The organism is Parabacteroides provencensis, from assembly GCF_900232875.1.
Lineage (GTDB): Bacteria > Bacteroidota > Bacteroidia > Bacteroidales > Tannerellaceae > Parabacteroides > Parabacteroides chinchillae.
The window spans coordinates 722,761-748,536 of the sequence record NZ_LT960488.1; the positions used below are offsets into that span (position 1 = coordinate 722,761).

Annotated in this window: 33 protein-coding genes; all 33 read left to right on the plus strand. The window is 40.8% G+C overall.

Annotation, left to right across the window (positions count from 1 at the left end; all coding sequences use genetic code 11):
* Positions 1 to 7: 7 nt before the first annotated feature.
* Positions 8 to 292 (plus strand): hypothetical protein, encoded by a 285-nt coding sequence (locus CTY47_RS03125; protein ID WP_099463374.1) that lies wholly within the window; start codon positions 8 to 10, stop codon positions 290 to 292.
* Positions 293 to 336: 44 nt separating this feature from the next.
* Positions 337 to 615, plus strand: a complete 279-nt coding sequence (locus CTY47_RS03130; RefSeq protein WP_099463375.1) for a hypothetical protein — start codon at positions 337 to 339, stop codon at positions 613 to 615.
* Between the two features lie 134 nt (positions 616 to 749).
* On the plus strand, positions 750 to 1,058 hold the full coding sequence (locus tag CTY47_RS03135; protein ID WP_233202080.1) for a hypothetical protein: 309 nt from the start codon (positions 750 to 752) through the stop codon (positions 1,056 to 1,058).
* 664 nt (positions 1,059 to 1,722) lie between these two features.
* Positions 1,723 to 2,277: a hypothetical protein gene (locus CTY47_RS03140; RefSeq protein ID WP_099463377.1), complete on the plus strand. Its 555-nt coding sequence runs from the start codon at positions 1,723 to 1,725 to the stop codon at positions 2,275 to 2,277.
* Positions 2,264 to 2,737, plus strand: a complete 474-nt coding sequence (locus CTY47_RS03145; RefSeq protein WP_099463378.1) for a hypothetical protein — start codon at positions 2,264 to 2,266, stop codon at positions 2,735 to 2,737. Before CTY47_RS03140 ends, CTY47_RS03145 begins: the two co-directional genes overlap by 14 nt.
* Positions 2,738 to 2,819: 82 nt before the next feature.
* Entirely contained in the window at positions 2,820 to 3,923 is a 1,104-nt protein-coding gene (locus CTY47_RS03150) for a Clp protease ClpP (protein WP_143813326.1), read from the plus strand.
* 6 nt (positions 3,924 to 3,929) lie between these two features.
* Positions 3,930 to 4,919, plus strand: coding sequence for a hypothetical protein (locus CTY47_RS03155; protein WP_099463380.1), 990 nt, complete (start codon positions 3,930 to 3,932; stop codon positions 4,917 to 4,919).
* 17 nt (positions 4,920 to 4,936) lie between these two features.
* Positions 4,937 to 5,500 (plus strand): hypothetical protein, encoded by a 564-nt coding sequence (locus CTY47_RS03160; protein ID WP_099463381.1) that lies wholly within the window; start codon positions 4,937 to 4,939, stop codon positions 5,498 to 5,500.
* Between the two features lie 132 nt (positions 5,501 to 5,632).
* Positions 5,633 to 6,448, plus strand: a complete 816-nt coding sequence (locus tag CTY47_RS03165; protein WP_099463382.1) for a hypothetical protein — start codon at positions 5,633 to 5,635, stop codon at positions 6,446 to 6,448.
* On the plus strand, positions 6,448 to 7,038 hold the full coding sequence (locus CTY47_RS03170; protein ID WP_099463383.1) for a hypothetical protein: 591 nt from the start codon (positions 6,448 to 6,450) through the stop codon (positions 7,036 to 7,038). Before CTY47_RS03165 ends, CTY47_RS03170 begins: the two co-directional genes overlap by 1 nt.
* A 13-nt stretch (positions 7,039 to 7,051) precedes the next feature.
* Positions 7,052 to 7,300, plus strand: a complete 249-nt coding sequence (locus tag CTY47_RS03175; RefSeq protein ID WP_233202081.1) for a hypothetical protein — start codon at positions 7,052 to 7,054, stop codon at positions 7,298 to 7,300.
* Positions 7,293 to 7,859: a hypothetical protein gene (locus CTY47_RS03180; RefSeq protein WP_099463385.1), complete on the plus strand. Its 567-nt coding sequence runs from the start codon at positions 7,293 to 7,295 to the stop codon at positions 7,857 to 7,859. The genes CTY47_RS03175 and CTY47_RS03180 overlap by 8 nt, the downstream gene beginning before the upstream one ends.
* 11 nt (positions 7,860 to 7,870) lie before the next feature.
* The gene (locus tag CTY47_RS03185; RefSeq protein ID WP_099463386.1) at positions 7,871 to 9,583 is read left to right on the plus strand and encodes a hypothetical protein; all 1,713 of its coding nucleotides are present in this window, start codon (positions 7,871 to 7,873) and stop codon (positions 9,581 to 9,583) included.
* A gap of 510 nt (positions 9,584 to 10,093) precedes the next feature.
* Positions 10,094 to 10,543 (plus strand): hypothetical protein, encoded by a 450-nt coding sequence (locus tag CTY47_RS03190; protein ID WP_099463387.1) that lies wholly within the window; start codon positions 10,094 to 10,096, stop codon positions 10,541 to 10,543.
* Positions 10,544 to 10,629: 86 nt separating this feature from the next.
* The gene (locus CTY47_RS03195) at positions 10,630 to 11,046 is read left to right on the plus strand and encodes an ArdC-like ssDNA-binding domain-containing protein (protein WP_099463388.1); all 417 of its coding nucleotides are present in this window, start codon (positions 10,630 to 10,632) and stop codon (positions 11,044 to 11,046) included.
* Positions 11,036 to 11,290, plus strand: a complete 255-nt coding sequence (locus tag CTY47_RS03200) for a SymE family type I addiction module toxin (RefSeq protein WP_099463389.1) — start codon at positions 11,036 to 11,038, stop codon at positions 11,288 to 11,290. Before CTY47_RS03195 ends, CTY47_RS03200 begins: the two co-directional genes overlap by 11 nt.
* Positions 11,283 to 11,963 (plus strand): N-6 DNA methylase, encoded by a 681-nt coding sequence (locus tag CTY47_RS03205; protein ID WP_143813327.1) that lies wholly within the window; start codon positions 11,283 to 11,285, stop codon positions 11,961 to 11,963. Before CTY47_RS03200 ends, CTY47_RS03205 begins: the two co-directional genes overlap by 8 nt.
* A 198-nt stretch (positions 11,964 to 12,161) precedes the next feature.
* Entirely contained in the window at positions 12,162 to 13,232 is a 1,071-nt protein-coding gene (locus tag CTY47_RS03210; protein ID WP_099463391.1) for a hypothetical protein, read from the plus strand.
* A 1-nt stretch (position 13,233) separates the two neighbouring features.
* On the plus strand, positions 13,234 to 13,512 hold the full coding sequence (locus CTY47_RS03215; protein ID WP_099463392.1) for a hypothetical protein: 279 nt from the start codon (positions 13,234 to 13,236) through the stop codon (positions 13,510 to 13,512).
* On the plus strand, positions 13,509 to 14,867 hold the full coding sequence (locus tag CTY47_RS03220) for a hypothetical protein (RefSeq protein ID WP_099463393.1): 1,359 nt from the start codon (positions 13,509 to 13,511) through the stop codon (positions 14,865 to 14,867). Before CTY47_RS03215 ends, CTY47_RS03220 begins: the two co-directional genes overlap by 4 nt.
* Complete coding sequence (locus CTY47_RS03225; RefSeq protein ID WP_099463394.1) at positions 14,867 to 15,838, plus strand: DUF6712 family protein; 972 nt, start codon at positions 14,867 to 14,869, stop codon at positions 15,836 to 15,838. The genes CTY47_RS03220 and CTY47_RS03225 overlap by 1 nt, the downstream gene beginning before the upstream one ends.
* Positions 15,835 to 16,596, plus strand: a complete 762-nt coding sequence (locus CTY47_RS03230; RefSeq protein WP_099463395.1) for a hypothetical protein — start codon at positions 15,835 to 15,837, stop codon at positions 16,594 to 16,596. The genes CTY47_RS03225 and CTY47_RS03230 overlap by 4 nt, the downstream gene beginning before the upstream one ends.
* A complete protein-coding gene (locus tag CTY47_RS03235) occupies positions 16,583 to 17,086 on the plus strand; it encodes a hypothetical protein (protein ID WP_099463396.1) in 504 nt (167 codons plus the stop codon). The genes CTY47_RS03230 and CTY47_RS03235 overlap by 14 nt, the downstream gene beginning before the upstream one ends.
* Before the next feature lie 40 nt (positions 17,087 to 17,126).
* The gene (locus CTY47_RS03240; protein WP_099463397.1) at positions 17,127 to 19,583 is read left to right on the plus strand and encodes a hypothetical protein; all 2,457 of its coding nucleotides are present in this window, start codon (positions 17,127 to 17,129) and stop codon (positions 19,581 to 19,583) included.
* Positions 19,584 to 19,596: 13 nt separating this feature from the next.
* Positions 19,597 to 19,932 (plus strand): hypothetical protein, encoded by a 336-nt coding sequence (locus CTY47_RS03245; protein ID WP_143813328.1) that lies wholly within the window; start codon positions 19,597 to 19,599, stop codon positions 19,930 to 19,932.
* Position 19,933: 1 nt separating this feature from the next.
* Entirely contained in the window at positions 19,934 to 20,233 is a 300-nt protein-coding gene (locus CTY47_RS03250) for a hypothetical protein (RefSeq protein WP_099463399.1), read from the plus strand.
* A 1-nt stretch (position 20,234) separates the two neighbouring features.
* Positions 20,235 to 21,443, plus strand: a complete 1,209-nt coding sequence (locus tag CTY47_RS03255) for a hypothetical protein (RefSeq protein WP_143813329.1) — start codon at positions 20,235 to 20,237, stop codon at positions 21,441 to 21,443.
* The gene (locus tag CTY47_RS03260) at positions 21,436 to 22,425 is read left to right on the plus strand and encodes a hypothetical protein (RefSeq protein ID WP_099463401.1); all 990 of its coding nucleotides are present in this window, start codon (positions 21,436 to 21,438) and stop codon (positions 22,423 to 22,425) included. The genes CTY47_RS03255 and CTY47_RS03260 overlap by 8 nt, the downstream gene beginning before the upstream one ends.
* An 18-nt stretch (positions 22,426 to 22,443) precedes the next feature.
* Positions 22,444 to 23,544 (plus strand): hypothetical protein, encoded by a 1,101-nt coding sequence (locus CTY47_RS03265; RefSeq protein ID WP_143813330.1) that lies wholly within the window; start codon positions 22,444 to 22,446, stop codon positions 23,542 to 23,544.
* 1 nt (position 23,545) lies between these two features.
* Positions 23,546 to 24,226: a hypothetical protein gene (locus CTY47_RS03270; RefSeq protein ID WP_099463403.1), complete on the plus strand. Its 681-nt coding sequence runs from the start codon at positions 23,546 to 23,548 to the stop codon at positions 24,224 to 24,226.
* Positions 24,195 to 24,386 (plus strand): hypothetical protein, encoded by a 192-nt coding sequence (locus tag CTY47_RS16745; RefSeq protein ID WP_143813331.1) that lies wholly within the window; start codon positions 24,195 to 24,197, stop codon positions 24,384 to 24,386. Before CTY47_RS03270 ends, CTY47_RS16745 begins: the two co-directional genes overlap by 32 nt.
* A gap of 10 nt (positions 24,387 to 24,396) precedes the next feature.
* The gene (locus CTY47_RS03275; RefSeq protein ID WP_099463404.1) at positions 24,397 to 25,023 is read left to right on the plus strand and encodes a LamG-like jellyroll fold domain-containing protein; all 627 of its coding nucleotides are present in this window, start codon (positions 24,397 to 24,399) and stop codon (positions 25,021 to 25,023) included.
* Positions 25,024 to 25,032: 9 nt separating this feature from the next.
* Positions 25,033 to 25,701: a LamG-like jellyroll fold domain-containing protein gene (locus CTY47_RS03280; RefSeq protein WP_099463405.1), complete on the plus strand. Its 669-nt coding sequence runs from the start codon at positions 25,033 to 25,035 to the stop codon at positions 25,699 to 25,701.
* The last annotated feature ends 75 nt before the right edge of the window (positions 25,702 to 25,776 follow it).

Genomic DNA, 25,776 nt, shown 5'->3' on the forward strand with positions numbered 1-25,776 from the left:
AATAGACATGGGAACATTGATTAATGCTACTGAAGCAAAAAAGCGTTCAAAAATTCTTGAAGATAATTATTCTGCAAACAAAGAAAGCAGAGTGGAGGAAGCGATAAAAGTTTCTCTTGAAAAAATAGACAGAAATGTAAGATTCAGTACCAATAGAGGACTGAAAAACATCTCTTGTATTGTTGATGAAGACATTCGTGAAGAACTGAACCGTACATTAATAGAACGTGGATATACTGTTGTGTTTCGATTTATTGGAGGTAATCGTGTTAAGTTTTTCATAAGCTGGTAATATTATGCTTCGACTCCAGGAGTTAGCAATCTATTGAAGTTATTATGATATCCAATTTAAAACAATTCCGGTTAAATACTATGCAAGACGTGATAGACTACAAAGTAGCCGGTGGTGAAACATTCAAACAATATTATGCAGCGATGAAGGTATTTTTGGACAATCTCCCTTATGGTGGAATCTTTGACATTTGTAAAAATATTCCGGAAAAGAACTGGGAGAAGTTTATTAAAACAGCTTGCGTTTATATGGTAGAACAGGCCTTTGACGAGGTTTTATTTACTGATGACTATCTTTTCATTAAGCGACAAAGACTATTCTAAAAATATTCGTCTCTCGCTACCTACCTGTATGGTATATAATGCCCCAATTTAGCATGATGTAAAGATAGCAATTTTCGTATTAACAACCAAATAATCAATAGAATATTATGCCTAAAAAACAAAATAAAATCATTGTGGCCATAAGCCCGGACGAGAAGGAACGAAAAGCCATGATCGGCCGTATCGCTATCGACTTAGGGTTCGCCATTACACCAGCAGACGCCGCAAAGATCATTCGTTTGACACCTCAGGATTACGACCTGGTTAATACATACTTTGTACTGGCCTATTCTTACAACCTACGCGAAAGCCCTATTACAACACATCGCTTGTATGAACTGGCCGCTCGCGGTATTGCTGTCGTCATAGGTATAAAGAAACTTTATCCGGAACACGAGTTTATGTGTGACGCTTACTATCCTCTAAACTTCGTGCGGCTTTAGCCGCATGAAGTTCCCTCTTTTTCTTTCTTCTTTTCCCCCGCCCCCCCCCTTATTTGAAAATAACGTTTGGTGCATCTGTGCGTGAAATCGACGGCGTACAGATGCACATTTTATTTTGTTAGGAGAAGCGGGGAAGAACGCGCAAAAAGAAAGATCGACAGCAGGGGGTTCTTCCGATACCTGATGGATATCGCCAGCTATTTGTAACAAAACGACAGGCAGGAGACATATATTATATTCTCTTTTTTTTATTCTTCTACTTATAATTATACCCCTATATAAAAAAAGGTATAAAAGTAGTGCGGTTGTACTTTTCCGCAATTTACATTTGTAAATAGTTAAATATCAATAAATTGACATAGCACAATTTCCGCACTAAACAGCACATTTAGCACAAAACGAGTATAAAACCCGTTTTTGTTCTGTATGATTTGTTTCTAATATCCTTTGTGCAAAAAAAGTGCTGACATATTTAGCTGATATTCAACAGTATATAAAACATATCGTTTTTTTAGCACGAAAGCACTGCGGAAATAACCTCTTTCCCATAAGGGGGTATTTGCAACATAGATAATATTCTATGTTTTTTATGCCAACACAAGAAAATATTTAATACCTTTGTTTTCAATAATTTAAGTACAAAAATTAAACTACAACCTAAAAAATGCCTTACAATTTTACTGTTACCTTACCCTGTAAACCTTATGTTAAATGTTTCATCGAACAAAACTATGGCAAGCCCGTTCGTTTTTATAGAGATAAAGGCGTAATGGTAATTGTTCGATTGCTTTTGATGCGTAATTCCAAGAACCTGGAATACAGGCCAATCAATAAAGAGGTATATCCGGAAGTTCTAACCTTTCAGATCAACGAAAAGGATTATGAACATTATGGCTGCTATCTCAGTAATCAAGCAATAATGGACCTAAACAAATACTTTGAGAGTAAAGTAAAAACCCTAATGCGTTCTTGGTGTGCGTCTCAACATAGTTTTGGAATGCCTGCCGTAGAATGTGTTAATGCGTTTCAATCAAAGTTCGGTTTTCCAGAACATATTTGGAAGTTTGAGTCGATTTATAAAGATTGCCAGCGAAATAATGTATTCGAAAAAGAGACGGACAGACTACTTTCCGAAAAAATTCATAAAATAATTTTGTCCCAAATGTCCAAAAACCGGACAATTACCCCACAAGCTAAACTCCTTTATGAAGAAAACTGATTTTCCATTCGACAACGCTGGTGGCCTACGAAAAATTTTGGCTATTCCTCTTAGTAGCTTTCGTGGTATTGGTTTTGCATCCGATGCCAGCCGGATTCTAAGTCTTACCAATACGGATGATATCATTTGTATCTCCTGCCTTCCCGCCGATGGCAGTTTTCAGGAAAATAAACAGGAATCAGACAGTGGGGACGTTTACCAAATTGAAGTAACAGGCTTTATATATGGTAAAAGTGAAAATAACGATAAGATCATTTCTCAACTGGATTCCGGTTCCTGGGTCATTGCGACCGAAGACGCGGAAGGAAATTGGGTTGTTTCTGGAAGCAACCGCGTTCACCTGGTCTTTGAGCGAAAAAAAGATACATCTTCTTCACGATCGGGATTAAAAGGAACGTCTTTTTCCTTCTCTTGTGAGGACGAATACGAAAGTGTCAATATCCAAAACCCTATGATTTAATACTTTTTGTTCATAATTGAAAGCGCTGCAATGTCCTTTTGCAGCGCTTTTTTCATGCCTACACTTGCCAAAAAAAATAGATATGCCCAAAAATCGCATTGAAATTAACGGAACTATCGACCGTTGGGGTTATGGTTCTAATTACTTCCGCTGGCAGTTGAAGGACTGCGAAGAAGGCCCTATAACTGTTTCTGTAAATTCATACGGTGGCGATGTTAACGAAGCCCTGGCTATCGGTAATCAGATCGCTGAACATGGAAACGTCACTGTCGAATATGTCGCTTTCAACGCTTCTGCCGCTACTCTCCTGGGACTTTACGCCAAAAAATCAACAATCAATTCGGATGCTTTATACATGATACACAAAACATCCGTTTGGGTTGATAATTGGGGACAGATGAACGAAGATCAAATCGACCAAGCTATCGAAGACCTGAAAACACAAAAGGAATTAGCTTCTGCAACTACTTTGCAATTGGCTAAATGCTATTCGGAAAAGTCAGGAAAAGCCGTTGCCGATGTTCTTACCATGATGAAAGATGCCCGCTGGCTTACTCCGCAGGAAGCCTTAGACGCCGGATTTGTCGATGAAATCATTCAATCCAAATGCAAAAAGAAACAGAAAGTTTCCAATTGCGTTGCTGCCCTTTTCGCCAGTAACGGAACGCCACTTCCGGAAGACTGTATCGGAGAAGAGGAAACAGAGCCAAGCCCTAAAAATTTCAGTAAAGAATTTATCGAAGATATCGCCAAAAGTGTTAGATCATTTCTTTCCCGAAATCCAAAGAACGACGTCAATTTAGAAAGCGTTCGCACACAAGACCCTATAAATAAACCAACAATGGACAAACAATTTACCCACTTAAACCAAGTTCTGAATATCGAAGGTTTCGACGTTCAAAATAATGCTGTTACCTTAACTATTGAACAGTTGGTAGCTTTCAATACTGCGATGCAAGAGGCAGAGCAAGCCAAAACCCTACATTCGGCTGTTCTGGATAAACTGAACGCACTGGACGCAACCGTCAAAGATGCCAAAACCGAAGATGAAAAACTGACGGCCGTAGAAAATCTGTTGAATAAGCGCCCAGGCGTTCAGCCTTCCAACCAATTAGGTACAGATACCCACGAAACAACCCAGGACTATATTCCTGATGAAATCAACAATTTCTTTAAACAAAACTAACCCACTATGGATTTAACAAAGCCTATTGACATTTCTGCCGTAAATGGCGCAGTTGTAAAACACAAAAATGTAATGGTTTCCGTTGACCGCTTACAAGCTGGCGACGTTCTGAAACATTGTACCCCTATGCCGGGTATTACCAATTCAATCACTTTAGGTAAAGTTGAAGGCGGTACAATCTCGAAAAAATATTCCGGCGTTTTCTTAGGCACTAACAATCTGGGGAAAATTGTACCACGTACTTTGACTGTCTACCCAGTCGTTGCTGAAATGGCAGACGAACCGGAGCGTTATCGTCGTTCATGGATTACTGAAGTTAAAGGTGGATTGGACCCCAATAAACACCCGTTCGAAGTATGGCTTATTCAGCACGGTATTAACATCGCATCCGAAGACCTGCACAACGGACTGTTCACTGCAAAGTATGACAGTGATCCAGAAAAAAAAGAGCTGGAAAATTCTTTCGACGCTTGGGGTTCAATTTTAGAAACAGAAAAAACTGCTGGTAACATTTCTCTTGATAAAAAGAATATGTTTGCCACCGGTGCAATGGATGCCACAAATATAGGCCAAAAACTGCTAGATATGTGGCGTGCAATGCCTAAAACATTCCGTAAAAAGAAAGCAATCTTTTTCTTATCTGAAGATTTGGGAGACGATTACGATGATTGGTTGGAAAGCGAAACAATCCAGTTACCAGGTACTGATGAATCAGAAATCCAGTATCTCAAAAAAACAAACAAACGTGTGCAGATCATCCGTACTAATGCGTTCCCGGAAGGCTCACAATTCGCATTGCTTACTACAAAAGAAAACATGGTCTACGGTTATGATAAGGAAAGTGATCTTACCGGAATGAAAGCATTTTCAAGCGGTAATCCTTACCTGTTCACTGCTGCCATGAAATATGTATTCGGTTGCCAGTTTGTTTCTATTCACCCATCAGAACTGTGTATCAACGATCAGCCTTTGACCCCCGTTGCAGAAAATGTCTAATCTTTAAAAATTAACTTATGAATAAGACTTGTATACAATTGCAAGATATTGATTCCGACTTAGGTTGTTCAGACAACACGGGCGGAATCGTAAAGGTTGCCGCCTTCTACCATGATGATGCTAAATCCTGGCCGAAAGCACCAACATCACCAGTAGATTTGGCAGCCGCCGGTACACTGGAAGGTGATTTGGTTTTAAAGCCTGGAAAAAAAGCTGCTCTTATCATCCTACCACAAAACAAAGGTAGTTTTGCCATTACCGAACAAGGCGAAATGGGTGGTATGTCCCACCAATACGAACTTAACATTTTCCAGAATGGTATCACCCCCGAAATGCTCGGATTAATGGGAGCTACCAAGAACGCTAAAATGGGATTTGTGGTAATGGACTCCAACGGACAAAAATATCTGATGGGAGACGAAGATACCGGCGCCATGAGAGACAAAGGAGACGGAGCAACTACAGGTACAGCAAGAACCGACCTTCGCAGTGGCAGCATGAAATTCATCTATCCAGTAAACAATCCACGCGTTTATGACGGTGACTTTGACTCTTTGTTACAAACTGTACCCGCAGAATAAACCACCTTACTTTTAACCAAACCTTTAAAGGCGATACAATACCCGTTGTATCGCCTTTTGTTTGTCCTTTATACGCGGCAAAAAACGCAGTACGTTTGTTCCGATTGATTTATTAACTAACACTTTAATTGAATGAACCAAGATTATCTATCATGCCGCAGTAAGGCTATCAAATGGATTGACGACAAGAAACGCCCATTTAAACAAGGATTGGCAATTTTACAAGAATCTGGCTATAAACCCGTTGCCGTGGCTAATGTCGCTAAACGAGGCGAAGAGAACGCCTTTGCAAACGCGAAGCTAGCAACACTGATGTACGAATTTATCCGATTATGGTCAAAACCGGAAATGGCTGCTAATGATGAAAAACCGGAACAGGAGGTTAAACCTGAACCGGAAGCAAAGACAGAAGAAGAAATAAAGACTCTTTGTGATAAACAGGGATATCCGGATATCATCCGCCGGGTTATCCACGAGTTTTATGCTCTAATGGGAGAACGTCGCCAGCTTCAAAGCAAGGCTACAGCCATCGAAGGAAACGAACCTACACAAGTTGCAGAAAGAAAGGATTTATTCGAGACGATCGAAAGCATTTCCCTGCGTATGGATTTCCTTTGGACTATCAAAACCAAGTTCGAAAAAGACAAAGAAGTCCCAAGCGAAGATATTTTCGAGGTTCAAAAAGCGGACACTTCCACTGATGGTGACGACGAAGAAGATGATACCATCCCAGAAAATGCGACAGTAGACGATTTAAAAAAACTGAAAAAGAATGTAAACACGAAACTTATCCGTGCCCGTAATATGCTGGACTATCAGCAGGTAACGAAAGCCGATGAACCTAATCCTATGCCCGAAGGCCCCAAACGGGCCAAATACGAAAAGAAGGTCGAAACACTGACTGCCTTCATTGAAAAAATCGGTTACAAAATCGTTGAATTGTCCTAATGTTATATTCCGCTATCCCTATCGATTTAGGCCAGGTTAGTCAGGCGGCAGAAGAAGCCCTGCAAAGGCCTTCTCCTGCCGTTTCCGGCCTTTCCTGTGATGCTAAAGATACTTTTGTAGCCGGTATTTTAGACAAGAGTATAGGCCAACTAAAGCAAGGAGAAACAAAGCACTTTTACAGTTTTGGTAATTTCAACAGTATGCGCCTTATTTTCCATATTCTGAAAACGACTGGTCCGGCCAGTATTCTAATGTCCTCTTATGGTATATCTCCTAAAACCATTGAAGGTATTATCCGGAGAAAAGAACAGGGAGCAATACAGGACTTTCGCCTGATTATAGACAACCGCGTCCGGACGATATCACCAAAGCCGTTTGATATGATTGTACGAAACTTCGATTATCGTTGCATTTCCATTCATGCAAAAGTAGCCTGTATTTATAACGACGCCTGGAAAGTAACCCTTATCAGTAGTCAGAATGCAACCGACAACCCCAAAGTAGAAAGGGGTATTATCTACACAGACCCACAAGTTTTTGATTTTGACTTTAAAACCCTTAACGATGTATTTCAACGCGGAACAACTTAAAAATATTGAGGAAATGGCCTACCAGCTTTTTTCCCCGTTTGAAATCGCTTTAGCACTCGAATCCGAAGAAGCCGACGAATTTATCGAAGAAATCGGCACTCCCGGAACCGACGTTCATAAAGCCTTTTATAAAGGCTATCTCCGCCAGTTGGGAGAATTGCGCACAGACACAATAAAAGCCGCAAGAAACGGCAGCAATCCTGCCCAAATCGAACTATTGAAGTGTATAACCAATATACAAAGAGAACTGTTACATGGCTAATATAAAGAAACTGGAAGATCAAAAATATGAAGAAATAATGGCGCATATTCTCGATCCGGAGAACTCGCCATTATCGCCAGCTCTCCAAATACAACTCGATCGGGTTTTACAGGCATCCCGCTTACTTGACCGACACCCGGACCGGTCGCAGATCGTCGCTAAGTTACAGGCAAAATATAGAATTGGCCGAAACACGGCATATCAGGATATCAGAATGGCTACGGAGTTGTTTAAGATGAACAACGAATTTGACTTTGATTTTTGGCAGACCTGGCAAATAAAAGACCTGTTAGAACTTATTCGTGAATGTAAATTACAAGGCAAGCACAAAGAATGGGTGAATGCTCATAAGGTCCTTAAAACGGTGATCGGTGAAAAGCCTGTCCAGGACGAAGACCCCCACCGCGCAGAAAAAACAAACGTCTATATCCAGCTCAATAACTATAATGTGCCGATCGATGTAATTTCGAAGCTGAATAAAACAGAATTACAACAACTGACAGAGGCCGCTTATCAAGAGATAGACGAAAACGAAGCTACCGATATAATGAACTCCTAAACCCTTGACCTATGAACGAATGGGACGAAGAAATTTCCGTTAATCCTTTCCAGTTCAATGCAATACTTTTACCCGCTAAAGTAAAGGTACACGTCGCCGGTCGTGCATCCGGAAAGAGCTTTCAAAACGGATATGAGCTATACGATAATATCAAAATTATGCCGCGAGGCATTACGACGATCACGCAGCGCACATACGGCCAGGCCCTTACTAAGACGTTACCTTCTACATTCAAATTGCTGGAAAAATTCGGACTGAAACGCTATAATCCTAAAACTAAAACCGGTGATTATGTTGTCTGCCAAAAGCCGCCGGCCGGTTTCCTTACTCCTTACGAAAAAATTCTTTCGTATGATAATGCCATCAGCTTCATTAACGGACATGCGGCTGTTCTGCTTTCCCAGGACACAAACAGCCGCGGTCCAAACGCTGACTACAATATAACGGACGAGGCCTTGACACTTGATAAAGAAAAGTTCGATGCCGAAGTAGCCCCCACAAACAGAGGTAATGAAGATGTATTCGGTCGGCTGTCAAAGAAACCGCTACTTAAACACCACGGCCTTTTGTTTACGTCTTCCATGCCCTATACATCTGAACAACGTTGGCTAATAGAGTTTGCAAAATACTATGAAGAAGAAGCCGGAATCCGGCTGTTTGATACCTGGAACCGGATAGTTAAACTACAAATGCAACTGATAGAAGCTACCGAACAAAAAGACAGCCGGTTATTTCGTGATATATGGCAGGAAACCGTTACTATCCGGAAAAAAATTGCACCTTTTGTTTCAAAGGATAACGTTCTGTTTTCGGTTGGAAATGCATTCGACAATATCAAGAACCTGGGAATGTCCTATATTATGACTCAATACAGGACAATGGACTTAATGACCTTCATGGTCGAAATTATGAATCTGTTCCTGGATAAAGTCGATGATTGCTACTACTCAATTGATGAACGTCATATCTACTATAATGCAACCAATGACGATTATATCCGTGGTGTTGCCGATAATGAAAATTTCGATTGGAAAAAGCTGTCAAACCTTGATAGCCGTGCCGATCTGGATTGCGATCCGCGCCAGCCGCTTGAACTGTCGGTTGATTGGGGTAGTAAAATTGCGGTGTTCTCTGTCGCCCAACAGCGCAACTTCGATTTTGTAACCAAGCTGCTAAGAAAGACGGACAATATAATAAATGAGTTCTTTGTAAAACCACAGGAAGAATCAGACGTAATGATAAACGCCATAGTCGATAAGTTCTGCGATTACTACGAATACCATGCCTGTAAACGGCTTATATTCTATCGTGACAAATACGGTGATGCCAAACGTCCGGATAACAAAAAGACTTACAATGAACAAACTATCGACAGGTTGATTTCCCGTGGTTGGACCGTGGAACAGAAAACACATAAGGGCATGGAGCCACCCCAACACGACAAATACTTATTGTGGGCCTATGTTCTCAAAGAAACAGATAACAGATACACTCCTGTTCGCTTTAATGGCAGCAAATGTAAATATACCCTCATTTCTATGAATAATACCCGTGTGATCGAAGGCAGCGACGGGAAGTTCAAAAAGGACAAAACCAGTGAACGCCGTAAATCTGTACTGCCTGAAGAAGCGACACACTTCGGGGATGCTGTTGATAAACGTATCTGGATTAAATACAATCACCTACTACGCCGCTCTTATGGCTTCGTAGACCCGCTGTTATAGTTGATGCGCTTCTGACTGCGTTCGTGCCTGAAGCACGAAAAACGCGGTCGAACATCGTTTTAGGACTGCCCCGGGGAGCGGTTCCGAGGCATATTTCCGCAAAAGGGTGCGCATCCGGCCGCGCTCCGCGATAGGGCACGGCTCGGGGTTCGCTCTTCATAACCGGCTACCGCCGGTTATTTTCGACCGATAAGACACTACTAATCAATTCCGTTTGTTTTTTTTAACAGTACGGAATTGAAATACAAAAAACGACCTTCCCTAAGGCCGCCAGCGGTACGATCTTTCATTTTTTCTGTCTATAGACAGAAAAAAACTTTTAATTCCTGACAGGGTTCGTGTTTACCCGTCGTCAAATGAAATGTATAAGGGTGCTATCTTGAGGTACAAATAGAGATAATCACCTATTGAACAACACATTAAAAAATAGTATATTTGTATTGTAATCAAAAGGGAAAAAGGTTGTAACAGCAATCCCCCTTATTTTATTAATCTTTTAAAAGTAACATTATGAATTCAAAAGCAAGAAGCGCGGTAAGCGCACAGCCCGTAGCCGTTCCGGCTGCAAATGCAGTTTTAACAGTTTCAAAACCGGATAATAAAGTAACTGATGAAGTAACAAAACAAACTTCGTTATTGCCTTCTCCTGAATTACCTGGTGCAACACAAAAAAATGATAAAAAAGCTGTTTCTATTTCCGCTATTATGGAGAAAGCGGAGAAATTACACCTTTTGACACTTAAATATGAGGAATTGACCGGAAAACGTAAAAGTTTAGACCTTTTCGCTATTTCTCATGATAATGACAATGCGCAACTACAGCTTGCAGATGCTAAAGGTTTAAGTTTTGAAAGTTGCAATCCGAAATGTATTAAAAAAGTGATTGATATCTGGAAAGAAGAATTTTCGACGGCTATCGATGAAGTTGAAAAACAGATGCGTGATCTTATTAGCGCATAAACCTAAAAAAATCCCCCTACATAGTAACAGCTATGCAGGGGGCTAAAAATCAATTTTTTATACTCTTTTAAAAGTCCGACAAAGTTATGAAATCTAATTTAAATAAACAAATAGATGTGCGTAGAGCCGCATTAATCGAATTATCAGTAAAAGCACGTGCATACAGAGAAGAACAACTAAGTAAAGCAGAAACAGAGCAACAACTTTTATATTGGTCTTCAATACGGATTAATGATATTATTGCTGAATGGTATAGACAGGAAAGTGGAGCGACAGAGTTTAAAACGTTTGCACAATGGAAAGCAAGCGGTTATAATATCAAAAAGGGTTCAAAGGCTTTTATCCTTTGGTCTAAGAAAAAAAATGTAACAAAGCCAGGCGAAGCAACCGAAAAAAATACAGAGCCTACCGAAGAAACAGCGTACGAATTTTTCCCGATAGCCTATTTGTTTTCTAATTTGCAAGTCGAAAAAGCAGAGAAAGGGGGGGGCAATGCTAACTAAATTATTAAAAGTATGCGGTTTACCTACTCAGAATAACTACACTGCAGGAATTAACTTAAAAGGCGAATATCTGAAAGATTACGGATTTAATATTGGTGATTATGTTCATGTAGAAGTTACAGAAAACAGAATCGTTATAACTAAAGACACAGAAACAAATATCGTTTCTTTGTTTAGTAGAAAAAATAAAGTTGTTGATAATCTGATTGATACATTCGATTTAACACTGCCGAAACGTGGATAAATTTGCCAATTATATAGATAGCCTCTCCGCCCGATATGGGCGGAGTAGGGTTTTTAATGACTTCCTGACTATTGCCGTTTGTTGTCTGTCAATGGGGAAACAAGAAGAACTATACTTTAAGACAATAAAGTCATACGGTCGTGATGATCTTGATATCCTAAAAGAAGCATTTGCCGCACTGGTGATTGAAATGGACAACAACGGAGCGGGACTAAAAGACATTTTAGGAGAATATTTTGAAAAATATTTCTATAACGAAAAATTAGGCCAGTTTTTTACTCCCCCGTCTATCTGTAAATTAATGACCAAAATCAATCCGATCGAAGGGAAAAATGTATATGACCCCTGTTGTGGCAGTGGAAGACTTTTTCTTGCTGCTGCCGAAAAGAACAGAGATGTAACATTTTACGGAGGTGACCTGTCAGAAACATGTTGCAAAATGACTCTCATTAATATGTGCCTGAATGGTTTAAAATGCCGTATTGCCTGGATGAATAGTCTTTCCATGGAAATTTATAAAGAATGGGCTGTTACTTTTACGATTTATCCACGCATTCCGTTTATTGTTGAACTTAAAGAAGAAGTACAAACCGAAGAAATTACAACTGTTGAACCTGTTCAAATCAATGAACACCATACAAAGCAATTCAAATTTAGGCGTTTTGTTGCCTAAATAATGACTTTATATGTCGGATTGGCCTACTTGCCCGCGATGGGTAGGGATGGCCTGTTTTGGGCGCGCGCCGCTTCGCGGCGGGTTTCCCGTTTCGCTTTGGCTTCACTGATGGGGCGAGCGGGGCAAAAAAGCCCCTTCGATTTCTGTCCTTTTCTACCGCAAAACCTGCTACTATCTTGCGGGAAATTTTAAGTTATGGCTTTGTCTGTTATTACACCAACATACGCATTTACAAACCAATTCCCGAATATTACGGTTCGAGGAAAAGCAAAAGAAAAGCTGCTGGTTTCTATCAATATGGGTGGTTTCGCTATCCTGGAAAACGAAATTTATCATTTCGATACGGACGGTATGGCAACGCTTAGAGGTATAGGCGATCTGCTTGAAAAATACTTCTATGATGCCACATACGATATCAGACGGTTTGCTATGAATGCTATTATTTCATTCACATCCGCAGGGGAAACAGTTTCCAAAACTGTAGCCGTTTATTTTTGCCGCTCATACGTCGGCGGCGACCGACTGGCACCGGAAATGTTTCGATCTATGCCACTAACCAGATCGCAGATAAAACACACATTGCCGGATGCTAAAGAATTCCTGTCTTTCGTATCTTCTACCAGTTTATCGGTGCTTTGTGATATAACCTATAAAGCCGGTAACAGAATGGCCAATAAGATCGTAGACTTATACACCTTTTCCACTTCAGACGCTTACAACACCGTCGATGTTTCTGCCTCTGTTATTCTATCGAAATTACTTTCGACCGATACCCCCATATATTGGGACGTATATATCAGCGGCCATCAAGACAGGGCAGTCCGGTACTGGCTGGATAAACCGATGTCTTTCGCGCCGACAGTCTTCATATACCAAAATGATTTTGGTGGTATAGAATCGTTTGTGTGCCGTGGAATCCGAAAAGATGAAATACAGGCGGAAAGGGAAACCGGAGTTCTGGCCGGGCGTGCCTTTATCTCTAAACAAACAACCCTAAGAAGTTTCACAGTCAACACCGGCACACTGGATGCAGATCAGAAAGAAGCCGTTATATCCCTTCTTTCTTCCTCTTCTCTGATGGTTTTACAGGATAATATTGCTATTCCCGTTATTATTAGCGGGGAAAACGTATCACTGCACAACTTCCGATCAAAACTACCGACAGCCGAATTTACTTATACCTATTCAGCAAGAAACCTAACCATTTACAAATACAACCGTGAAAAAGGTATATTTGACTACACCTTTGACGAAACATTTAACTAATATGGAAACAATTAAAAGAAATCTGATGTTAAAACTGCTTTCTGTACGGGAACTTCCCAACGGGAAACCGCATATTTTTTCTGTCAAGTTTTGCGATAAAAGTGGAATAATCCGTTTTTTTCCAACCGCAATTTCATGCGGTGCCGGGAAAATGGATAACTACCAAAACCGTATGAGAGGTGTACAACCCTGTTGCGCATCCGGTAATCCGGAAGGGCACCCCTATCCGGTCAGTATAGACCGGATCATTGAATTTAATAACATGACAGTGGTATTATGAACATAGAATTTAACCATAAAGGCGACCCTCTTGTTCTCGATATGTCAGGTCCTTACGGTCGTGCACTGGGTAATACAACCGGCGTCCCGCAAACGGTCAAAAGAAAAGAAGTTTTAACGACAGAAAAAGCTGATATCGACAAAATGAACGTTGGCAATTTCCGGCTTGTTTCCTGGGGAGAGAATAACGATTTTCCACAAAAAGCAGATGAAATAATTACTCGTACCGGAGTGCTGAATACCGGCCTTAAATTCTTGCGAAACCTAACCATCGGCCAGGGAATTTTCCCCTGCACCGTGGAAGGTATCGACGACGCAGGAAATGAAGTTCTAAAACCGATTGACAATATCGGCATTCAAGCATTTCTTTCCAGTCGTCTGGTACGGCGGTATATGGAAAAAATCTTACGCGATTACCTTAAATTCGGTATCGGGTTCGTACAGTTAATGCCATCCGTTACCGGGAATACTTTTGCCGGTATCAATCCGCTAAACTCTTTATATTGCCGTGTTACTGAAATGAAAGGCACGGAACAGTATTGTATCGTCTCCGGTAAATTTCCGGATGCACCTTCCGTATTTGATAAATTCCGTTTACTTTCCGAGTACGACCCGGAATGGGATCTTTCCCTGTTATCAAGTGAAGGGAAGATAAAAGGCCAGAGCTTTGTTTATGCCGTCCGGGATAGCTGGAGCAACAACGATCATTACAGTTGCCCAGTATGGTGGGCAGCACAACAGGCCGGATGGATTGATATAGCGCATTCTGTTCCTAAATTTCTTCTAAAAGCCTATGAAAACCAAGTAACGCTAAAATGGCACATACAGATACCCTATGCCTTTTGGGAAAAGAAATTTCCTTATGCCGAATATCCGGAAGGTAGTGACCAACGTAAAGCTGCCATAACACAGTATATGCAGAGTGTAGAAAACAATCTGTGCGGTAAAGAAAATGCAGAAAAACCACTTATCACGATGTATGGCGTTAATGAAAGTAATGGCCGCATCGAAGAAGAATGGAAGATAACACCTTTGGATAATAAAAGTAAAGACGCCGAAAAGCTGGTTACTTCTGCTGCTGCAAACTCTGAAATTCTGTTTTCCCTAATGATTAACCCGAACGTTTTAGGTGCCGGTATGCCGGGGGGAGCATATGCCGGCAATCAGGGAGGAAGTAATATTCGAGAAGCCTTTCTGGTAAACATTGCCAACGCTTGGATTGATCGTCAAAACATACTTGACCCGCTCGAATGTTATCTGCGCTTCAATGGAGTCAAGAATATTTCCTTACGTTACCGGAACACTATATTAACCACGCTGGACACTGGCGCCGGCACAAAAAAAGTATTAAGCTGATGGTATTTAGTTTAGATAAATGGGACAAGGGCCGCGAGTTCCAGCACGTTATGAAAAGTTCGGCCGCTGTTGATTTTAACTCTTTTGAACCTATATTACGCGAAGCCTTCGACCTGTTTATCCGGCCGGTCCTGGGGGAAGATATGACCCAAAGACTTATTAAGGAGTATAACGAAGATACACCGGATAAATGTAATCCGGTCATTTACCTTGCACAACGTGCGAACGCGAACCTGGCTGTATGGTATAACTTTTACGAATTAACCGTTATCCTGTCCGGTAGTGGCATCCAAAAGGCTGAAACAGGAGACTACAAAGGTCTGTATAAATACCAGGAGCGCCAGTTAAGAGAAAACTACAAAACAAAAGGGTTTAATGCGCTGGATGATATGCTACTATATCTCGAAGGTTCTTCTTTTCCGGAATATAAAAAATCTCCGGCATGGCTTTCCCGTAGCACGGCGATTGTTCCCGGAGCCGATACCGTACAAAAATATTTACCAATCGAACGAAGTCGGCTTATTTTTCTCAGATTGGAACCGCATATTTCCTTCATAGAAAAAACACGCCTGCCCGGGTTGATCGGTGAAAAAATGCTGTCCGCCCTAAAAGAAAAGATGGAAAAGAAGGAAGTAGAAGGAACAACCTTTCAGAGTTTATTAAACTGCATTCAACCGGTTGTTATCCTCTATGCAGCCGCCCGCCTGGTACGTCAGGCCGGAATGTTGACAGATAAAGGCCTGTATTTTTCTTCCGTTCTTGCCGGAATGTCGGGCAATGACGAAACAAATATTATAGCGACTAAGGAAGAAACTGAAACAAGGGCAAAGCAATTTGAAGCTGATGCCGAAACTTACCTGTCTTTGGCCGACCGTTGCATTCAGGACAATTTCCCCGAATACTTCAAAGGCAAGGCCAGTAACACATTCAACGTCGATAATGATAACCTTAAAATTTTTTGGGGAGTATGAAAGAGATAAAATTCGTCATTCGCTTTTTAGGCATTCCGATAAAAATTGTACGTGAAATTCCCGGAACAATGGCCGATCTGACAGAAAAACAATATCTGTCATTAGTTCGGTATATGAACGGTCAAATCCGGGAAGGCCGGCTGATTGCGATCATGTATAACCTTTCTGTTTTCATGTCGTTGGTTATCTCATTGAAAAAGTTCTGGACGTACAAACTTATTGAATGTATGGAAACATTCAGCGACTTTTCAAAGTCTGCCGATCGCTTTTTTATTACCAGGCTACCGGGAACAGATCTATTTTGTGACAGTCTGAAATTCAAAGGTATTTCATTTATGCAGTTCATGTTTGCCGATACGATGTACACACAATATCTTAAATCAGAAAATGAACAGCATTTGTACAGCTTCATTGCCGCTCTTTATCTGAAAAAGAACGAAGCTTTTACCGACTTAAATATCGAGACACGCACCGCCAGCCTGGAAAAGATCAAAATTGATAACGTCGTTTATGAAGCTGTTTTGTTAAATTACATGATGCAAAAGAAATGGCTTTCTGAGGCTTACCCCTATATGTTTTCATCCAATGAAGAGAATGGCAGCAGTTCCCCGAAACGGCAACAAAAATGGCTGGATATCTTCGACGCTTTTGTTGGTGAACAGATACCTGATACAGAGTTCTATAAAAATATGCCTTGTATGGATGCATTTCGCATTATTAACCGAAGAATGAAAGACTATCTAAATGAACCTAAATAACCGATTTTCAGACTTTATAAAATATCTCGAAAGCCTGTCTAAGAAACATAAAGAGATTAAGCACTTGAATGACAACGTTTCCCACTTCATCCGCTTGGACACGGACGAACTGGATAACAGTATCAAACAAACAGTCGGTTTCCCGGTCGTTTGCCTGGACCGCTATTCTGCGAACCTTTCCGGAGAGGTCGGCAATACATCCAAGAAACGCGGAATTACTCTAATGATATTGGATTATGTCCCGGACACTAAGGACTACAATCGTATTCACGATGTTTGGGACAACTGCGAGGCCATAGCCGATGACTTTGTTTCACAAATCTATGTCGATATAATTTCCGGGAAAGCCCCCGGTATGTTTGATATGGACCTTTCTTCCGTCGAATATGAATTAGCTGGTAACCGGTCCCTGGCCTTATATGGCGCGATCGTTACGTTTCCTGTTACATCTAAATTTTGTGTAAAACCCAGGGCAGGAAGCTTCGAATAATGTCCTTTTTCAAACTTAACTCAAAACCTACTTTCGCAACATGTCAAGTGAAGATTTAAAACTAAGAGCAATACAGATCAGGGACGAAGTGATGGAAGGCCGGAACACGGCAACCCGCGTCGGCCAGCTTCTTTTGGATATGATCGAAAATACCGGTACAGATACTGATATCCTTGACCAACGCTATCTCCGCAAATATATAAATGACGAAGGCGCCGGCTTCTATAACTGGAAAGCTGGTTGGATGACACAAGCCCCTGTTCGTTCGGCCGAATATAATATAGGATGGGAAGTAGAGAATCCAACCGGCTGGTATGTATCGGAAACCGGAAATGCTTGGTATACGTCGATGAACGTTCGCGGGCCGATTTTGAGCAACAATGTTATCGGTTCTCCTCATTATGCTGGCGGTTGGGATGGTTTCGGCAGTCAATGGAGTATGTCACGTGGTTATCTTGAAACCGATTACGGATCATTTCGCAAAGAGCTACGGGCAAAAATGTTTGTCATTGACCAGATACGGGGAACTAACGGATCATTGGCAGTAGCCGATTGCAATAAGATAGACCACGTGGAAGACATGGGAACTTTCTGGCGTTGCTATATTGACACATACGGCGGTGATGTATGGATGAATTTCCGTGTTGATGACTGTGTAAAGTGCCAGCGTGTTACCAAATATTATCTGGCTGCCATAACGAATGTTTCTGCCACTTATTTTGATCTTTCAAAAAAAAATCTGGAAGGTACTGGAATACCAGAAGAAGGTGACGAGCTAATCCGATGGGATAATCTAAGTGATCCTAACAGAAAGGGACTTGTCTACCTGACAAGTTCCGATTCGTATAACCCTTACATGGATGTCCGATATGGTGACTGGGATGCCACTCAAGGCGTGATTAAAGTGCGCAATGGACGCTTGGATGGTATTAGTGATCCTGCATTCCCCGAACTTTACGGAGCTGTGAATAACTTCGGGCTTTACACCTGCAACTTCTACGGTACCGGTGAATTAATCCTTCGATCCACAGGCGAAAGTGTATCCCGCACATTCGAAGTATTAAGGGACCAGATCAACATGGGATTGTCAGATATTCGCTACGAAATACAAGTATCGAAAGATAGCGTACTGGCTAACCCTGCATTTCAGGATGGTATAAATAGCTGGGAAGTCACAAATGTGTTTTATCCCTGGACTATTAATGGGACGCTATTACAAGCATCTAACCGCCCATTCATTAACTTTGTTTCTGGCGCTGTGTTGGTAAACGATCCTGTAAATAATCGTACTGTATTACAAGTGTCCGATAGCGCCGTAACTCAGCGTAATGCAATGTTCACCGACCGGACACCCGGCAAATATGTCTTGTCTTTTTATTACCGCTCCCTGCTTTCGTTCGGCAGTCTGGAAATAGGTATTCCAGGTACGTCCTTCCACATTACACAACCTTTATCAGAAGATACTACATGGAAACGGGCGGAGCTGTCCGGTGATTGGGATGGTATGGGAGACTTTATTATACGCGTTTCTGGCGCAGTCAATATCATAGACATATCTTTTACTTCCGATAGGCTGACGAATGCCATTAATCGGGTGAAAGTCGAATATGATACCAAATTATCTGTCAAAGCGGATAAGGCAGAGCTTAACTCTTTCCGTGACGAATACGATGAGTTTAACCGTGTGGTCCGGCGTGATTATGCTACTCAGAGTTGGACGGCCACAAAGATCAATACGGAGGTAGGGACTATTGTTGATGGCAAACTTACTAATTATGCTACTACTTCATGGACCAGCTCACAAATAAATAGTTCTGTTGAAGATTTAGTAAGTAAGACTGAATTTAAACAGACATCTAACTCCTTATTGCTTTTAATAGATAATTCCATGTCGATTACTAATGCCTTCTATAAATTCGATGATTCCAGAATGAGCCTTAACAGGCGTATAGAGCTTGGCATAGGAGATGGTGCAGTCGGCTATTTTACATGTCAAGGAGGCATTGCACCTAAATCAGACGTTGTTTTTGCTTGGGCTGGATCGACATTTGAAAATTGGAGGAATGCTCCAATTGCGCTATTGTATGGTGGTGATGGCTGGCTTGCTAAAAAAAATATCCAATGGGACACAAATGGAAATGTCAATGTGAGAGGAAAATTTGAAAGTAGCGTTTTTGGCTATCGATGCATTATAGACCCAGCCAGTTTAAATAAGTTCGTCATGTATAACAACGATGGATATAGGAGTTTTCGAATATTTTTTGACAGCTATGATGGAGGCATTTATAATTCTTTAGAATTTGCTGCTCCATCTTCAAATGTAAAATTGGGAAATGCAGGTTTAAACATGTCTATAAATGGCGGAAGCTATATTATTACTAGAAGTGCCAAAACACCAGGAAGAATAGGCATGTATGCCAGTTGGCCTTCTTATGATGAAGCTGGTATAGGTGAAGCCTATAAAGATGGAAGTGGATATCTTAAAGTTAAACAATAAAATATTAAAGATTATGGCAAAGAAAATCAATTTCAATGTGAATTTAGTAGATGCTTATGGCGAAGTTATAAAAGTTAGACTTCGTCCGACAGACAAAGAGGAATCACCTCTCAAAGTTTCTGTATTGGTAATTAATTCTTTAATGCACCAACCTTCCGATGACGCTAAAATTGTTGCTGCTGAAGAGATTGTAAAACGCCTTACACTCCAACAGAAAGTGGCTAAAGGTATAGAACAAGAATATTCTACGGATGAATTAGCCCTTATCCGTGAATCGGTACTTTATCTCTATAGTAAAAAAGATTTCAATTCTACTCAGGCTGGAACAATTCTAAATATGACAAAGTAAAATGGAAAAAGGAACATCAACAATCACAACTCCGTTTACCTCGGAAGAAGGCGGATTTAAGTATGAATATCAAGCAACTCATCAACCGAATAGTAAGCCATCATTTATTAATTACAGTGTAACGAAAGATAATGCCAGGGTTGCAAGTGGTAATATCCGTACAGCCGAAAACTACTTTACATTTGAAACTCAGGCTCCGCTTACCGATGCCGAACGTAATATGATTTATGCGAAAGTGTCAGCCGATAAAGCTGATGTTATAGCGCTTGCAGAAAAAATAACTATTTCAACCGTTCAATAATATGGCACTAACTCAGCAAGATTTAGATCAGGTATATCAATACGTTCTATCAAAAGGAATGTCAATACAGGGGCTTACTGATGGTGGTACCGATTTGTCACGAATGTACTTAGCCCCTGTGTTGGAATATAACCAGGCAGGGACAGCGGCGAATCTTGTACGTCTTGCTGTATCACTCCTGAAGGGTGATAGCGGAAAGTCAGCTTATGAAGAATGGAAAGAGCAGGAAGGTAACTCCGGTAAAACACTTGCTGAGTTTTTTGTATCTTTAAAAGGAGCTAAAGGCGATCCGTTTACCTACTCGGATTTTACACCGGAACAGCTAGATAATCTCCAGATGACTTTCGATAAAATGACATCGGAAGAAATTGCCGGTTTCTGGGCGGCCATCCCTGCAGACGTGCTTGCGCAGTTTCAAAAACCTGCCACCGCTGCGGCTGCCGAGGTTCGCGAGGAAATGACTCGTATCTCGCAAGAAGCGAGTCAAGTTATCACCGATACAAATACAGCAAAGACCAATGCAGAAACAGCTACTACAAACGCAAATACGGCGGCTACAGCAGCCAACGCAGCAGCTGGATTAGCTACAGATGCAGCAGACGATGCAAACACCGCTGCGGGTATTGCAGTAGAAGCGGCGACATTAGCAGGGAGTAAGGCAGAACAGGTTAGTACGGCTGCCAGAAATGCTATCACTGCGACAGAGGATGCTATTAATGCTACGTCTGGCGCTGTTGCAGCTACTGGGCTTGCCAATGCTGCAGCTACCGCAGCAAACACGGCAAAGGATAATGCCGACATTGCCACCGGTAACGCTAATATAGCTACTGACCGTGCTAATGCTGCTGCTCAAGCTGCTGAAAATATTGTTTTAGGTATTCGTCCGGATTATAATGTTTCTGATCCGACATCCGGAAATTATATAGCCAACAAACCAGAAATACCCACATTGGCTGTTGTTCCCGGTTCTGACACACTTAGCTACGTTAATTCTTCCGGTACAACAATCAACTTCCGTATTGGTGACGAAGTACGTGTTTTAGAAAACGGCGAATATGTATTTTACAAGCTCTACGATCTGGCTGATGGTGTGGCCTCATGGCAGGAATCCGGCTCTGGGACGGCATTACCCGGCAACATCTATTTGCAAGGGGCAAATTATTATAATGAATCAGTACGAATAATTAAGGGAGGAAACTTAAATGAGTAAGAAAGGGGCATTTATCTATCAACAAATAGAACTAACAACTGCGGAATGGGCTACCAATACAACGCTGTACCCTGCATCCGTCTGGCTGTTTGAGCGTCTGGAAAACGGCAAATTTAACATGAAGTTATCTGACGGTGTACATACGTTTGCCGAACTTCCGACCGTGTTGCAGGATATTACCGCAACTGTCAAAACTAACGATGCTACAACCTATATCCTTACGATCACGACAGCAGCAGGATCATTTGATACACCGAATCTACGAGGAACAAACGGTATAGGGGCTACAGTGGAAGTTGTTAGCGATACTGCAACAGATTACAAGCTCAAATTTACGTCTGCTTCCGGTGAAGTTACTACGTCTAATTTGAAACCACAGAACTATGATGATACGGCAGTTCGAAACGCATTAACTGCATTACAACAACAAGTTAATACACTTGTTTCTGGTAATGCTTCGGCCGCAATTGAATCGTTTAACGAGATCATCGCTTTTTTGTCAAATGTGGAAGATAGCCAAACATTGGCAGGGATCATTGCAGGGATCAATCAAAGTATTGCAAATGTACAGGCAACTGTCCCTACTAAAACATCACAATTACAAAACGATGATAATGTAGTTAAGGATGCAGGTTACATACATACAGACAACAATTATAGTGACGAAGAAAAACAGAAAGTTGCAGACTCCTTACGGTTTAAGGATAAAATAGAGGTAACTACACTTACAGACTTACCGGTTACAAAATATTCTATCGAAGCCACTTTGTCTGCAGCTAGTCCTATCTCATTTGCCGGCACGCCAGTCCCCGGAATGGAGTACATGATCGACATCCTTAATAGCGGGTCGGCTGACTTTGATCAGCCTTTACCAAACGCAGATAATTGCCAGAGTAACGAGACGTCTGTTACTTGTCCTACTGGTAAGGTAACTGCTATCTCGGTACGTTACATACATGGTAAATATGTATTTAGGGTTTAATTGGAAAATAATTGAGCTATGAAACGAAGTTTGATGACTGTTGATAAAAAGATAGTTTCAAAAATAATTTTGAATCAGAATCTTAGTGATCCATCAGCAATGTTAAGTGGCGATATAAATGGAGATGCCATTAAGTGGATTAGAGATAACTCGCACTGTTATCTGGCTAAACATACAGGGGTCGGAGAAATGACTGTATGCCAACTGTCAGACCTAGACCGTAAGAAATTTTATGACGGTAGTGTAGCTGTGTTAACAGGGTCGGAAGGTAGCGTATTTATGAAATTACCTACATTTTATTATCATGCCAAAGAAGTATCATCTGATATTTGGGAAATCGAATTTGCAAACTATAAAGTTAGTGACACTTGGAAAACATATAAAGAACAGCTCATTGCTGTTTATTTATCTATCGTATTAGATAATACGGTTTACTCAGTTAGTGGAGCAACTCCTACATTATCAAGCAATAGCAATTGGCTTAATTATGTTAACAATATGGGACTTGGTTTTACCGGTGTAGATTTTCGAAATCATTGCATTATGGCTTTTTTATTTTACGCTATGTACGGTACAACAAATAGCCAAGCAGTGATAGGCAATGGAACAATAAATACTCATATAACAGGTAGCACGGACAACCTAGGTATGGAAGATACCAAATCCGCATTGATTGGCAATAATCCTATTAATTTTTGGGGGTTAGAGGATTGGTGGGGTTATTATACAGATATAGTCCAAGGATTAACTAAAAACAATCAGTTATTAACCATTGTAGAGCATGATGGGACAACACGAACATTAAATACAGCTCCTATAAGTGATCCGAACGTAGTCCCGTCAAAAATTGTAATTGGAGAGTATTTGGATTTAATAGGGAAACAAGGACAGCCGGATGCAAGTAAAGGGTATTGTGATTATATGTGGAATTCTAGTGCTCCTTATAATAGATTTCATAGATCATTTTATCATCCGCCTGCTCCATATTATAATGGGGTTGGATGTATTAGAGGATATACAAATGATACAAGTTCTGGTTATTCATTTCGCCTCGTTTTTCGTGGCAATATAATTGAGGCAAAAGATATTCAACAGTTCAAATCAATAATAACAAATTAATATGATATACATTCAAAAACAAAAAGGTTTTGTAAACATATCGGAACCTCTTACCGATTTTTACGAACTAGGTGTAACGATAGATGATTACAACAATGGGGCTTATCTAGCCCTTAGTGACGAACAGGCAGCTTTCCACGCTGCACACCTGGACGCATCTCCTTTGGAGTGTTGGCACATGGAGCTTACACCTGCGCCGGAGCCTTTGCCTGATCCTGATCCACTGGAAATGGCTAGACAAGCAAAGTTGCAGGAGATAAAAACACAGGACGGGTTTAGTAATAAGTTTTTTGTGTCGATAACACAGGGCGGTACTGAGATTGCTAACGTAGAGTTATGGATTGATAAGGATTTGCGTAACTCTTTATACAGTATTACCCTGCCGGCTTTGCAGGCTGATGGCCAAACCACTACTAAGTTGTGGACAACCGGCACGCCTCCTCAGTCTATAGATGTGCCTATTGTATGGGCATTGGATAAGTTACCATTGCTTGAGATATACGCTAAACGTACTTACGACCTCAAAGCAAGTAACGAGGCCGCCGCTTATGCCGCTACGTCATTGGAGCAATTGACTCAAATCGACGTAAAAGCGAACTATCCTTATTTTTTGACGTTTGAACTTAACTTGGATTTAAATACACAAGACAATGCAAACAATACTACAGAGACAAACAGTTAAGCAGGAGTTGATGATCCTGTTAGCAGTGACAACAATCGCATTGGCTGGCTACTGGTCAGCTACAGTACCTCACTACCTGCCTACCTCGAAAATAGAGGAGGGAACAGTTGTGCAGCGTAATGACAGTGTAACAACGGTAATTATCCCGGATATAAGGTAAGGAGGTGGTTATGCCGAAGAGGATTATAATGACAGGGGAAAGTGGCAAGCTAGATGCAAATACTTTGTTGTTGTTACATGGTGATAGTTTTGTAGATACTACAGGTCATCATCAAATCATCAACAATACTAATGTAAGTATCGTTGACGGATATTTTGACAAAGCATTCAAATTTACTGGCACACCGTTGCAAATACCTTCTTCCGTTTTATTTGACTTTAAAGCAGGCGATTTTACGGTTGATTGCTGGGTGAAATTTAATGGTACGTCCTATGGTTTTTTTAGACTTAATCAATCAAGTGGTACATATTGTGGAGTTGGGTTTGATACGGATGTATTACGACGTCGAGTAATTATTTCTATTAATGGCACGTCATGGCTTTATAATATTTATTTGCCAGAATCTTGGTCAGCAAATATCTGGTATCATTTTGCCTACGTAAGAAAGGGAGCATACGTATATGTATTTGTAAATGGAATAATGATATATAGCTTAGAAATAGGCAATATCTCTCTTTATTCTGGCACAGGATATAGCGTTATAGGGAATGGTTTGTCAGGTCTTATATCTGAGTTTAGAGTATCAAATGTTGCTCGCTGGACATCCAATTTTACACCACCTACTAAACCATATTAATTAAAAGTTATGCCGAAAAGAATAGTGATGACGGAAAAAGAAGGTAGAGAAATATATTTGTCTAATCCTATTTGTCTTACACATTTAGATAGAGCAGTAGCAACTGATGCTGTAGGAAATGCTCTGACTTATAGTGGTTCGTCTTTTAGTACCGGAAAATTTGATAATGCCCTTTCTTCAGGAATAGCAACGGTTAACGTTCCAAATGCAAATATGTATGGTAAGGATTTTACTATAGCTTGCTGGTATTCTAAGATTAATTTAGCATCGGAGAGTTCAATAGGAGTGAGAATCAATTGTACTTCTGTCGGGGCTGATTTTGCTCAAATAGGTTTTAATCTATCTAAAGGCAGCCAATGCAGTTTCTCATTATTATTGGCTAACAGCTCATTAAATAATTGGATATCCACCGAAACATTAAGAGATATCCCTTCCGGCGATGATGGAATATTTCACTTCATTGCAATTACATATAGATCAAATGTTAATCAGTTTAATGTATACTTTGATGGAATACTAAAACAGACAGCAACTTTCCCTCTTTATTATAATAGTAATCAAGGTAGGATAAGTATTCGTTCAATGGGGGCTGCATTGGACGAAATAGCTATAGTAGAAGGAATTCTTTGGGAATCAGATTTCACTCCACCGACTAAGCCATTTAAAATAAAAAAATAATTTCGGTGGTGACTCCTTTATGCCCACAAGTGAAACAAAATAATAAACCGCCGAGGCTTCGGTTCCGGCACAATA